Origin of the sequence: Cohnella soli (assembly GCF_042655525.1) — a bacterium.
Classification (GTDB): Bacteria; Bacillota; Bacilli; order Paenibacillales; family Paenibacillaceae; genus Cohnella; species Cohnella soli.
Genome location: NZ_JBHSMI010000052.1, coordinates 1 through 13,164, shown reverse-complemented (window position 1 = coordinate 13,164; position 13,164 = coordinate 1). Strand labels below are relative to the sequence as shown.

Below are 13,164 nucleotides of genomic sequence, written 5' to 3'. Positions count from 1 at the left end.
CTCGGTTTCCCGCTTCCCATGATCCCACGCTCTAAAGCTATTGGAATATTGATAAAACATAGATTGCAATCCCAAGTGCACAGCTATCCCTCCAATCATCGTTGCCGTACATATTCATAGAAAACCTGTCTTCTTTATACGTGCGGCTTTGCGGGCTGCCCTTCCAATCGTACGCTTGCCGGCTCCTGCTACCGTCCGGGCCGAGCTTAAACCGGATTACCGTTGGAATCCTGCAGCGTACCCGCTATATCAAGATAGCTTAGCCCAAGAAACTTGGTCGTTCCCCCTCCGCTTGCGACGAAGCTCATCGGAATATCGGAACGAAGGAAACCATCGTTGATATAAATCGTCGCGGCATACGGTCTGATGAATCCGCCGTAAGACATCGTGCTTCCCGCCTGCTTGTAAAATTTGCAATCGCTCAGCAGCGGCTCTTGACCTGCCGAAACGTTATCGAGACTGATCCAGCCGTTCTCGAAAACGCAATCCGATAACCGCAATATCGTGCTCCCAGCAACAGCCTCTATGACTTGATCCGATCCCGGCTGTCCAATCAATCGGCAATCGTTCATCTGATCGGTCAAGCATTGATACATGTAGATGCATTTGCCGATCAGCGTACATTGATTAAACAGGCCTTTGAAAAACACAAACGTCCACCTGCCTCCCTTGCTGACGATTGTCGTGTTGCTGAAGCTCGTATATATTTTCAGATGCGACCCCACATCGCGGTCGATTTCGAACTGGCAATTCTCAAAGACGGTCGAAATCGGCATCGACGTGATCTCGTAGGTGGCGAACGGGCCGGACTGTCCGTTGTATTGGCCCACGTTCCCGAAGATGCGGAGATGATGGAAAGCCAGCTTCTTCCCTCCCGTTTGAACGAAAACGCCTACGTTGTATCGTTGAACGACGGTTGCACTGACTAGCAAATCGATCTCGGGACAACCCTCCACATGAATCCCTCTATCGTAACCTTCGATGTAGCAGTTCTCCACGACCGCCTGGTAAGCGGCAAACTCGAAGGTCACACCGATTCGGGACAGCCTCGGCCGGTCCGAAGGATACGCGACGATGACGCAGTTCGATACTTTAGCGGTGGCTGAAGGACTGTTCGCCTGAGCGCAATATACGGCGTCACCGAACGCATCAAACCCGTCGTTAACGTACCAGTGCCCCCCGACGGACTTAAATGTGCAGTTGTCCACCAGCGCGAAGTCATAATAGCGGATATTGATCCCGTAACCGTAAACGTTCTCGAATCGGCAATTGTGGACAATGGCTTGATTAACTTCCATGTGCACGGCAAAGAGTATTTTATTTTGCGTATTGTCGTAATAATTGGTGGCTCCCCAGCTTTCCCCCACACCGATCCCGTTTATGAACAAATGGCTGATCATGACGCCGGCGTTCGTGGATGGAGTCGTCTGGCGAACGCATTTGAACAAGGACATGTGCGAATCGGGAGAGGTAAACTGCGTCACCCGAATTTCGGGCTGGCCGATTCCCCTCAAATGCAGGAAGCGATGATCCGGCATACGGATTTCTATCGATTTGGTTACCCGATAAAAGCCGCTAGTCTGCGGAAAAACCACTTCGCCATGCCCCGCCGCGATCGCTTCATTGACAGCCGACTGAATCGCATCGGAATCGTCGGCCGTTCCGTCACCAATAGCACCGAACCAGGCGACATTGACGGCATCGTCGACCAGCCGTTTGAAACGGGCGCCGGAGGAGGACACGATCACGGTTCCGCCGTTGTCGGCGGACACGGAATCCGACGAATCAAGCAGGAACAGACCTTCTTTCCCGGCATCGGAAACGAGGAAAGCGCGAGTAGTTGAAGGCGTCGGCAATGCCCGGAGTCCGGAGATCGTGACGGTTGTAACGGCGTTTGGATCGAGGGGATGGACGGGCTTCGGCGGCCCCTTCTTCTCATCAGATGCAGCCAAAGCCGTCGTAGATTGCAGCAAGCCGCTGCTCAATAATGCCGCTCCGGCGATCCCCGTATAAGCGAGAAAACTCCTCCGGTCGATCAATCTATCCTTGACCTCTTTTTCCGTTTCCGGCGAATCCGTATTCCTTTGCATGGTTCATCGCTCCTCTCTTATTCAAACACTAGTTGCACGCCGCCGCCTTCAAGCCGGCCCATAAACGCTATTAGTCTCGTTTCACTTCGATATCTACCAGTCGCAAATCGTTGTCCGCCAACCGCAAGCAAGTGCGCTCTGCAGGCTCTTCCGATACCCGAATAAAGACTGCGGCAGGTTCCGCGACACGCATTCTAGTAATCTCCGCTTCTTTAACTTGCTGCAGCGAAACGACGGGCATTGAGGGATCCGCCCCGCACTTTGCTCCCTGAATGCGGTCCAGCACGATATGCCGCACATGTTCCGCATGCAGCAAACTCCAGCTTTCCGGCAGCAAATGCTCCGTCCACCGTACTTGAATCCTATTGAATTCAATGGAATCCACATGACGCAAATAGAGGTTATACGGCCCAAAATGATGATGCGCATACCCTATCATATCTGCAGGAATGCCCAGCCCGTATTTTTTCTTGCGCGGCGTAATCGTGAAATTCATGTCTGCTAACTGAATTTGATCGATTTGATCTTCCGGTTGGCCGACAATGGTACAAACGCCATTCGCGCTGGCGATAAGATGACTCATTTGCACGTTGCGAATTTGGCCGCGGTTTGTCATCATGAATATCGGCACGCCTTCATACTCCATATTCAGAGACGCTCCTGTGACGACGATATCCGAAATTTCGCCGTCTTCGGCAGTCACATTTATAAACCCGGATGCCTCGGACACGGTGCAATTCGAAATCGCAATTTGACTGATTCGGGTGTAAATCCGCTCCTTGATCCACGGATCAAGCCCGGTATAAATCCGAAAACAATTGACGGAAGTATGAAATGCGCAATTCGTTACCGTAATGCCGTTGGAGGCTCGCGTTCCATTCGCGTCTATCGCGATCGCATCGTCGCCGGTACGAAAATCGCAGTCGGATATGCGTACATTCCGGCAGGAGCTGAGATGAAATCCGTCCGTATTCGGTCCTTCTACATCGTTGTTTACCGTAACACCCGTAATTCTTACGTTGCTGCAATCGATTAACCAGCCCGCATAGATCGGACTTTGACTAATCGTAATCCCTTCGATCAGCACATCGCTGCAGTCTTCCAGCAAAAGCAGCATCGGCCGCCATTCCTTCGCCCAATATGCGATCGCCGTATCTTCCGAACGGTCGCGAAGCCTCTCCCTTTCCTTTGCGATCCAGAACGACTGATCTTGTCCTTCGATGCGGCCTTTGCCGCTAATGCTGACTCCCCGCGCGCCAATCGCGCACAGAACGCCTTCGTAAGCTGCCGGATTCGGCGTATTCCTGTAAAGCTGCAGGCGATCGTAGTCGCTCCGCTCCGTGCTTGCTTCCAATATTGCGCCGGCCTCGAGAACCAGCGAGACGTAGCTTTGCAAATATACGGTGCCAATCCGAAACCGTCCTCTAGGGACGATAACCGTTCCGCCTCCGTCCGCTGCGCAGGCATTGATCGCCCGCTGCAAAGAAGCGGTATCCTTCGCCTCCCCATCGCCAATCGCACCAAATTCGGTGATTACAACTTGCATATCCATCCCCCCCCCCCCCGTTCAACCATCATCTTGCAGCGTCCCTATCCCTTCACACTGCCTAGCACAATCCCTTTAACGAAATACTTTTGCAGAAACGGATAGACCGCAAGAATGGGCAGCGCCCCCAAAAATATTTGGGCGGCTTTAGCGGTGCGTTCGCTAATTTCAGCAAGATTTCGATAATCGCTTCCATTTATTTTCGATAAATCGATCCCTTGAATAATCGTGAACAAGTACGTTGCCAGCGGATATTTTTCCGGCGAGTTCATCAGTATGAGACCGTCAAACCAGGAGTTCCATACGCCGACGATTGTAAACAAACAGACCGTAGCAAGAGCCGGCAGAGAAATCGGCAAAAAGATTTGCCATAAGGACTGCCAGTAGCTCGCGCCATCAATAAAAGCCGATTCTTCAAGTTCTTTGGGCAATCCGCGAAAAAAATTCAACAACAAAATGACATGAAACACCGGCAGGGCTGAGGGAAGCACCAAAGCCCATATGCTATCCAAAATGCCGATATATTTGATGATCATGTAGGAAGGAATTAATCCTCCGCTGAAAAGCATCGTAAAGACAAAAAACCAGACATATCCCGTGCGAAACTTCAGCGTCCCCTTATCCTTCGACAAAGGATAGGCGGTAATAATGGTCAGGACCATGCTTAGCGACACTGCCAGAACGACTCGAACTAACGTCACTTTCATCGAACGAAGAAACTCGGGTTTTTCCAAAATAAACGAGTACGAATCCCATGTAAAATTCACCGGCCAAAAAGTAACCATCCCCGAGGCCGCAGCGCTGCTGGAACTGAACGAAATGGCCAATATATGAATAAGCGGGAATAGGCACAATAATGACATGACCGATAAAAACAAGATATTAATAGTGTGAAACGTATAATTCCCTGCTGTTTTTTGCCCGGGCATGATGCTCCTCCTTAAAAAATCCGGTAATTCGCAAGTTTATACGCCGTCCAATAAGAAATGGAAATCAGCAGCAAAGCAACGACAGACTTGAACATGCCGATCGCGGTCGCCAATCCGTATTGGAAATCAATCATGCCCATCCGGTATACGAACGTATCGATGATATCGCCGCTCTCATAGACGGCCGGATTGTACAGATTGAAAACTTGATCAAAGCCGGCATTCAGAACATTGCCCATGCTAAGTGTCGCCAACAATACGATAATCGGCCGCATGCCGGGTAAGGTAACATGCCACATCTGTTTCCAGCGTCCTGCCCCGTCGATGACAGCTGCTTCATATAAAGACGGGTCGACGTTTGTAATCGCAGCCAAATATACAATGGTGCCGAAGCCGTATTCTTTCCATACGTCGGAAGCGACCAGCACGGATGGAAACCAATCATTGCTCAACAGGAACGAGATGGGCTTGCCGCCGAATAGCTCGATAAATCGATTGACAATTCCGTTATAAGATAAAATATCAGTCAAAATCCCGCCCAGTATGACCCAGGACAGAAAGTGAGGCAAATAAATGAGCGTCTGGTAGCTGCGCTTTAGGAACTGCAAACGTAACTCATTGAGCAGCAGGGCGACAAGGATCGGAACCGCTTGACCGGCTATTATTTTCATGACGGCGATATAAATGGTATTGCCCAGTACGACGGAAAAGTCGGGAAGCGAAAACGCAAATCTGAAATTGTCGAACCCGACCCATTCGGAACCGAATAACCCCTTAGCCGGTATGAAGTTTTGAAAAGCGATGACTATGCCTACCATGGGGACATAACTAAAAACGACGGCAAACACGATGGCAGGTAAAAGCATAAGATGAAGGGGGAACTGCCGTGAAATTCGTTTGTTCATTTTGCCTCTCCTATCCAAGGTACAGAGGAGGGGATTCCCCTCCCCCGTAAGCGTTCTAGAGATTGGAATACCAGGCTTCGATTTCTGAGGCAATTTGATCTCCGCCTAATTTGTGCCAGTTCTCTACAAATTTATCGAACTCGTCCAGAGAGACTTCTCCCATTATGATTTTAGAGAACGTCTCCAACTCCAGCTTTGTGAGTACACCGCCTTTTTGCGCCATCGTATCGGTCGGCGCCCCGAAAAATCCCGGTTTCTGCACAAGCCCTTTATCGATTTTCTCCTTGACGCTTGGCCATGCGCTCGACTTGCCATGCATGCCTTCCTCATACCATTGCTTCAGGTCGCCATTCCGATATGCAAGAATTCTGTCATAGTATGACGCTTCCTCGGCATTCAACGAGGAAGGATCTTTCTTCTCCAGCGCTTGGGTCAAATTCAGATGAATATCCAGATTCCCGTCTACTTTTGAAGCGTAGAGCAAAGGATAGCCGTTATACTCGAAGCCGTCCTTGGCGATAAAATAATTTTCAATATCCCTTTCTTCATAAGCTTTCTTCACCATCAGATTAAGCATCTTCACTGCCGCTTCAGGATGCTTGGTACCTTTTTTAATGACGATATATTGGCTTGCCGGAAAATCGAATGTGATTTTAGCCGGCGTACTGTCGGCGGACGGAATGCCGTAGGATACCCAGCGCGCTTCCGGATTCTGATCGATCCCCGATTGCAGCGGATAAGCCGGATTCCACCAGGCTCCGTACTCAATGCCCACTTTGCCGCCAACGAGCTGCTCATTGATTTTATCAATCGGCTTTACGACGAATTCCTTGTCAATCAGACCTTCCTTAAACATCTCTCTCAGCTTGGCTAACGCATTCTTGATTTCCGGCTGCACGCTGCCATAGACGAACTTCCCGGATGCATCCTTATACCACAGTTTCGGATACGCATGGTATCCGTTGAAAAATCCCCGAAGCGAACCGATATTTCCTTGATCCAAGGATTGGCCGACAGAGATACCGAATGTATCATTTTTCTGATTGCCATCCGGGTCTTGGGTCACAAAAGCCTTGGCGATCGCTTCCACGTCCTGCATCGTTTTCGGCCCGGGCAGTCCGAGCTTATCGAGCCAATCTTGCCGAATCCATAACACTTGGGAAGTATCCGACGGGGAGCCGACAACCGGGATAGCCATCAATTTGCCTTTAAACGTAGCCGACTTCAGCTGGTCGGGATCTTCGCCCATGATTTGTTTGGTCGTATCCGAAGCATATTGTTCGTAAACCTTGGTTAAATCTTCAATTTGACCCGAATCGATCAACTGTTTCAATTGCGAGCTGTTGACAGGAAACATATCCGGCAGAGCGCCTGAAGCGATGGACACATTTAATTTCTGATCATACCCGCCTGAAGTCGTCCACAAATACTTGATCTTGACGCCCAAAGCTTCCTCATACAAGCGGCTCCATACATTGTTACTAATCGATTCGCCATCGCGGAACTTCTTTCCCCCAATATCGCGCGCAGCCGTCAGTTCGATCGGAGGATCGAACTTGCCTAGCGGATCTTTGGCTTTCTCTTCCAATTGATTGCCTGAGGGCGGCGTAGTTTCCTCCTTCTTGCCGCCGCTTTCCTGGCCGCTACATGCTGTAACCGCTAACATGATAGCGGCTAACAGCCCCGTCATCCCCAGCTTTAACCCCTTGTGCTTCAACTTGATTCCTCCTCATATCTATCTTGCTTGACCCACTTTCATCATAGCCGCCGTTTCCCATTCGCCTCAATCGCACACTGTTTACAATCTGGACTTTTATTTACACAATTAATAGCGCTTTCACAAAAACTCGCGAAACTCGCTTGGCGTCATCCCCGTATGCTTCTTGAAGAAGCGCGTAAAATACGTCGCGGATTCAAAGCCGAGCGTTTCGGCAATATCCTGAACCTTATGCTCCGGGTTTGACAGCATCATGCGCGCAGCAGTCAAACGTTCATTCGTAATAAAATCGGACAACCCTTCTCCGCTTATCTCTTTGTACAATCGCGATAAATAGGAATGATTATACCCGGCAACCTTACTAAGCTGGGTCAACGAAAGATCGCCGCCGAGATGGCTCTTGATATACTGCTTTACCTTGCGTACAACCTCCCGGTCCCGATCCGCCGCTTGATCCTGCTGCACATGAAAAATAGAAACGGCCAACTGCCATAGTCTTTCCGTTACCTCGCCCCATGTCAGCAGCTTTCCGTAAAACAGCTGATCGTACGCAAACCATTCCGTCCATTTGTCCCGATGCTCGGATTGAGAGATATAAGTAAAAAACAGCGATAGCATCGAATGATAAATATGTAGCCATACCTCATCCTGCTTCATTTGCGCAGCGGGAATCCGATTTACAATGTCCTGAAACAGCTGTTGGAAAGGCTCGATCTGACCTGTTTCCAAATAATGCTGCAGCTGCAGCTAATTGTTCGGCCTTAATTCATAGAAACGATGTTCCCATATCGGGTCCGGCTTGGACGGGAGATCGTTTTCAGACAATATCAGTTGCTGCTGAAGGCCGTAATGCACATAAAAAATTTGTTTGAGCCGCATAAACTCCGCGCCGCAGCTCCGCCAGTCAACAGGCCGTCCGGCAACGATCAACGATATTTTCAGATGCAAATAGGTTGCACAATCAGACTGAATCGTCGCCAATATACGCCCGGCATGCCGCTTAACCGCCTCCCAGTCCATAAAGCCGGTGTCTTGATCAGCTTGTTTCTTCCTATGCGGCTGAATAAGCCATACCAGCTTTCCGCGATCATAAAAAATCGAGAAGGCTGCCGCCATCGGCTCCCATAAATTTTTCACAATCTGCTGACAAGCATAAACCGACGGCATGCGGGCGGACAACGCTACCGCGTCATCCCATTCTTCCAAGCGGCCAAGCATCAAGAGAACGGGCTCGTCAGCGCGGAGTCCCATATGCAGCTCCCGGAATTGACGTACGATATCGGCACCCTCATCCAATCCGTTCAACATATCCCATACATACTGTTTCTGCAAAATCGGCAGCGAAGCTTGCAGTTGTGCATTCGCTTCCTCCATCAGCTGTTTTGCCGCATCGTCGGTCCGAAGCGATGCCAGTGCTTTGTCGACCGCCTGCACAATCACTTCATCCGACTCGGTTTTTAAAATATAATCGACGCTTGCATTGCGTATCGCGGTCTGAATATACTCGAAATCATTGAAGCCGGTTAAAAAGATGACTTTACACGCAGGCCATAATCGAATGATATGCTCATGCAAAACGATACCCGTCATCCCGGGCATCCGAATATCCGATACGACAAGATCCATCCGGGTATGCTGCAAAATGCCGATCGCCTCAGGCGACGAATAAGCACGAAAGTAAGTGAAGGAATCACCATATTTTTCATCGAACAAGGCAATGAGCCCATCGACGATAAAATCTTCGTCATCTACAACTAATAAATTATACATCGTACCTTCCTCCTTGCACCGGAATCGAAATTTGTACGCGCAAACCGCCGATCGCCGCGCGCGATACTTGCAAGCCGTGCTTTTCCCCGAACATCAACTGCAGCCGCTTATGGACATTGATCAGCCCCGTCGTTTCGATTGCCTCATCGTAACCGTTCAGCTTCTTCTGCAGCTGTAAAATTTGAACGTCCGTCAGCTCATCCCCGTTGTCTTCGATGCGAATCGTCAGTGCTCCGTCCGTCTCGACAAAGCTCAACGTAATGACGCCATCCGCCGCTTTATTGGATAAACCGTGTTCATAGGCGTTCTCCATAATGGGCTGTAAAATAATGCGCGGCACACGCTCATGGTGGAATTCAGGCAGTAAAGGCTCGTAACGGGTCTTCATGCGCCGCTTGTAGCGGTACATTTGAATTTCAATATAAGCGAGCGTATGCTGCCACTCTTCCAGTAAGGAAACCTCGTCCCTATCGTTTCGTGTAATAAACTTGAAATATTCTCCCAGATGCTTGGAGAGCCGGGCCACATGTTCAAATTCCTTCAAATGAACCATCCGCGACAGCAAAAAATAGCTGTTATATAAAAAATGAGGATTGATCTGGGACTGCAATTGCTTCAATTCGGCCTTTTGCGTTCGAATCTGCTGCTCATACACTTCATGAATCAGAATATCCAGCTGGTTCGTCATCGCGTTGAATTGATTGTACATATAATTAAACTCGTCCTTGAACCGGTATTGAATCGGTATCCCGGTCCTGCCGTTCTCAACATTACGCAGCGCTTGAACCATAATGCGGATCGGCCTGCGAATCAGCATATGAATCCAGTAAGCAAATAGGGCGACGACGAGGACCGAAACGATAGAAAGCAGGATCAGCCATGCCCTGTTCATTTTGAGAGGGCCTAGAATCTCATCCTCCTGAATATAGAAGAGCAGAGACACGTCCGATTTTGCAGATCGCTCCATAAAGACAAAATAGTTGACGCCGCCAACCGTCAACATCTTGCTCATCTCCTGCTCTTCGCCAGCCGTAAACGTATCCATATAGGGCTGGAATTTGCTAAGCATGTCCTCCTTTTGACGGCTATACAGCCGCCAATTTTGAGACGAATCGAATAAAACAGCCCATCCGCCCAAACGGGAAACCATTTCGGAGAGAGACTGGTCGATCTTTTCTTTGGAGAGCTTGATTTTCACGCCATACAACGGCATAACGCCCTTCGGAAGAGATACCGGATAGGAACCGTAAATATAATACTCGCCGGAAGCTTCGATAATGGAATTGTCCAGAATGCCGTTTGATATCGAGAGTGCCGTTTCATCAATGGAGTTTTCATAAGTTAAAGTTGAGAGGGTTCGGTTCAATTGAGGGATGCTCACTTCCGCATCTTCCACGTACAAGCTTGAAGTCTTAAGCACTTGCAGCCGATCCATAATGCGGCTGACCGATTGCGAAAACTGAAAGGGCGTCATTACTGTGGACAAAACGCTTATGTCCTGCAAGTCCTTATCCAGGATATACTCGTTTCTTAAACTGATCACCCTCGCCATTTCGCTATCAAACGTTCTGAGATAGTCATTGACCTTTGAGCTGATTGTTTTTTTAATCTCCGTTTTTACCTTCTGTGCTCCGTCATAATTGGCAATGATCGCAACTGCATAGACGGGAATGAGAACAATTAAAAAGGAAAGCAGCAGCTTCATGTAAATCGAAGGCCCGTTATTCTGTACAAATAACCTCATTGTTACCCCCCCAAACATATGTTCCGGATCCTTTATCATTCTTCGCCAGCTTGACGCGTAAAACCCGCTCACTTACATGCCGCTCATTCTCTTGATTTCCAACGCAACTCAGCTATTTCAAAAATAACAGTCTCCTTGATTCTATTCTTTAGGAATCATAATCTCATTGTCAAGAATCAACCGTAGACAATGATAGAGCTTTAGTAGAAGCCCCCATCATCCGCCTCAGTAGCTAAGCGCAGTTAGGGAGAACTGATACAAGGATAAACGGCTTCGCCGTCCTTTAAGGACAGGCGCGTTTACCGTAGAAATACAAGCACTTAATAGGTGAAACATATAAAGTCTATATTTTGAAAAAAAGCCGCCTTACGATCACAGAGTATCGTAAGCGGCACCTTGCATAGAACGCTGTGCTCAACCATGAAAATTTATGCATCCGCTTCGGCATTCAATTCCGACCCCCATCCTCTCCACAGCTTCCCTAATCTCATGCTCGGACAGGTGAGAAAAACCGAAAACGGCGCAAAGCCGCGGATCACCGGCATAGTTGGCGGTCCCGTCGAACAATTGTACGCCATTGCGTTCGCAAGTGGTCAAATATCTCCGCCATTCTTCAGCGGGACGCTTCCACCAAGCGAACAGGTGCAAGCCCGCATCGGTCGGCTCGATTTCGAACAGGCCGCCGAGCTTTTCGCGGAGCAGCGCCTCAAGCAGCGCAAGTCATATCTTCGAGTAGCCCTCTAAATGTCCTTGGTTACTTCAATCCACTTATTTATGATGTTGGTTAATCTATTTTTATTAATGTCTTTTAGTTCCTGCTGTGATGAAATAGTTAAAATTGCTCTGTCACCGGTTACCCATTCTAGTAACCCTGATTCATCAATAAAAAGCGATTCTTCATTCTCAAACTGAGTTTTTTTAGCCCCGCAATGGAAAACTAAGCGGAATCTATTCTTACCTTGAAAATTGAATGTAATTCTATCCTTATTATTTATACAAAAGCTGGGTGCATTCCATTTAATATGTTCGGTTAATTGGCTGTTTGATTGAATAATGATATTACGAACTTCCTCAACCTCTTGCTTCATGGGATGTTCAAGCTCTTGTAAAAAAGCTTTTACTTGTTCACTTCCGGAAAGTCGTTTTGAAATCTTTTTGTTTTCCACCATGAATCGTCTCTCCCCCTTGGTCGATCGCAGCCTTCGTAATACGCTAATACTACTGGGTCTGAAAGCCACTTGAAAACTAATTTTCCGCATACTATCAAGTGTCTTGTAGAATATGCTTGGCTGAAATGAAGCGATATCATTATAACATTGACACTCAGTTTAAGTCCTGCGTGTTTTCAAGCAGAAAACCGGATTCACGCATGTTAAATACAGAAGATATATGCAACCCGGAAGGAAGGGTTAAAGCAAATCGTGCAGACGATAAGCGACCGCCGCCCACTCAATAACACAAAAAGACCGTCAATGAATCCCTGACGGCCCTATTCGATCTATCTGCTGTGTATTAAACTTTACTTGGAATCATCTACTAAAGAGAAGTTTCATGGTCAAGCTCACCTAGAAATCCAGTACGGCGTCGGACGATGCTGCCCCATTGACTAATGCTTTTAGCGTTGCCGCATCTCGGACCAATTGGTCCACCGAGCCGCCTCGGACGAACTCCAGCAAAAGATAGAAATCACGGCTCTGGCCTTCAAATGCCCGAATATACCGGTTCCACTCTTCCCTCCCTTCTGCCAGCGGCTTCTGATGGCCGCCGTTGTAATGAAACACGTGGACATGGGCCAAATATGGAGTGAGCCGACCTATTGCCTCGATCTCATCCATGACGTTCCGCATATTATCGGATTGCCAGTAACAGCGAACGTTCGCGCGGTTGACCTCGCCAAGAAGACGAAGCGCCGATTCCGGCGTATCGGTAAGCGTATTGCCATGGTATTCGAAGGCGATGTCGATCCCAAGCGCTTCCGCCCTTGCCGCCATAAGTTGTACATCCTCGACGATCGCCCGAAACCTGGTTTCGTCCGTCTCGGCGGCCCCCTTGTCGCCGGCCCATACACGAATAATCGGAGCACCGAGCGATCGGGCTGATACGAGTACGGCTTCGAAATCAGCCTCGGCTCCATGAAAGCAGCCCGCTCGGTAATAGGAGCCGTACGACGATACGCGCAAACCTGCCGACTCGGTCATCCGTCTGACCTCGGCAGCCAGCACTGCGTCTCCGGGCGGAACATGGACGTCTCCTCCCCATTCGATAGCATCTATTTGCGCCTTCACGGTAGCTTCCACGATCGCTTGCGGAGACAACTCGCGAAACGTTACCGAACATAACCCTGTATAGAACAAGCGTCCCCCCTCCCACTATAATTTAATGTTTTCTCGCATTTTCTCACTCGTTCTTAAATTCTCAACCATCGACTATCTCAAGAGATGGAGAAGTCATGTAGACATGGCA

Annotated in this window: 11 protein-coding genes; 1 reads left to right on the top strand and 10 read right to left on the bottom strand. The window is 48.8% G+C overall.

Annotated features, from left to right (window positions below; translation table 11 throughout):
• Positions 1–206: 206 nt before the first annotated feature.
• The 8 genes from ACFPOF_RS24085 to ACFPOF_RS24050 all read right to left on the bottom strand — a co-directional run bounded on the left by ACFPOF_RS24085 (position 207) and on the right by ACFPOF_RS24050 (position 10,701).
• Positions 207–2,090 carry a right-handed parallel beta-helix repeat-containing protein gene (locus ACFPOF_RS24085; RefSeq protein ID WP_378137478.1) on the bottom strand — a complete coding sequence of 628 codons (1,884 nt, stop codon included), beginning with the start codon at positions 2,088–2,090 and terminating at the stop codon, positions 207–209.
• A gap of 70 nt (positions 2,091–2,160) precedes the next feature.
• A complete protein-coding gene (locus ACFPOF_RS24080) occupies positions 2,161–3,642 on the bottom strand; it encodes a glycoside hydrolase family 28 protein (RefSeq protein WP_378137476.1) in 1,482 nt (493 codons plus the stop codon).
• Between the two features lie 38 nt (positions 3,643–3,680).
• On the bottom strand, positions 3,681–4,565 hold the full coding sequence (locus tag ACFPOF_RS24075; protein WP_378137474.1) for a carbohydrate ABC transporter permease: 885 nt from the start codon (positions 4,563–4,565) through the stop codon (positions 3,681–3,683).
• Between the two features lie 11 nt (positions 4,566–4,576).
• Positions 4,577–5,470, bottom strand: a complete 894-nt coding sequence (locus tag ACFPOF_RS24070; protein WP_378137472.1) for an ABC transporter permease — start codon at positions 5,468–5,470, stop codon at positions 4,577–4,579.
• A gap of 55 nt (positions 5,471–5,525) precedes the next feature.
• Positions 5,526–7,187 carry an extracellular solute-binding protein gene (locus ACFPOF_RS24065; protein ID WP_378137470.1) on the bottom strand — a complete coding sequence of 554 codons (1,662 nt, stop codon included), beginning with the start codon at positions 7,185–7,187 and terminating at the stop codon, positions 5,526–5,528.
• Between the two features lie 120 nt (positions 7,188–7,307).
• A complete protein-coding gene (locus tag ACFPOF_RS24060; RefSeq protein ID WP_378137468.1) occupies positions 7,308–7,916 on the bottom strand; it encodes a helix-turn-helix transcriptional regulator in 609 nt (202 codons plus the stop codon).
• A gap of 18 nt (positions 7,917–7,934) precedes the next feature.
• On the bottom strand, positions 7,935–8,957 hold the full coding sequence (locus tag ACFPOF_RS24055) for a response regulator (RefSeq protein ID WP_378137466.1): 1,023 nt from the start codon (positions 8,955–8,957) through the stop codon (positions 7,935–7,937).
• Positions 8,950–10,701 carry a sensor histidine kinase gene (locus ACFPOF_RS24050; RefSeq protein ID WP_378137464.1) on the bottom strand — a complete coding sequence of 584 codons (1,752 nt, stop codon included), beginning with the start codon at positions 10,699–10,701 and terminating at the stop codon, positions 8,950–8,952. The genes ACFPOF_RS24055 and ACFPOF_RS24050 overlap by 8 nt, the downstream gene beginning before the upstream one ends.
• 420 nt (positions 10,702–11,121) lie before the next feature.
• On the opposite strand from ACFPOF_RS24050, the gene ACFPOF_RS24045 reads away from it, so the two are divergent.
• On the top strand, positions 11,122–11,445 hold the full coding sequence (locus ACFPOF_RS24045) for a hypothetical protein (protein ID WP_378137462.1): 324 nt from the start codon (positions 11,122–11,124) through the stop codon (positions 11,443–11,445).
• Here the strand turns inward: ACFPOF_RS24045 and ACFPOF_RS24040 are convergent.
• Together ACFPOF_RS24040 and ACFPOF_RS24035 are read right to left on the bottom strand one after the other, a co-directional pair.
• Positions 11,442–11,870, bottom strand: a complete 429-nt coding sequence (locus ACFPOF_RS24040; RefSeq protein WP_378137460.1) for a DUF1801 domain-containing protein — start codon at positions 11,868–11,870, stop codon at positions 11,442–11,444. The two genes, ACFPOF_RS24045 and ACFPOF_RS24040, sit on opposite strands and share 4 nt — an antisense overlap.
• 396 nt (positions 11,871–12,266) lie before the next feature.
• On the bottom strand, positions 12,267–13,055 hold the full coding sequence (locus ACFPOF_RS24035) for a sugar phosphate isomerase/epimerase family protein (RefSeq protein ID WP_378137459.1): 789 nt from the start codon (positions 13,053–13,055) through the stop codon (positions 12,267–12,269).
• Positions 13,056–13,164: the final 109 nt, after the last annotated feature.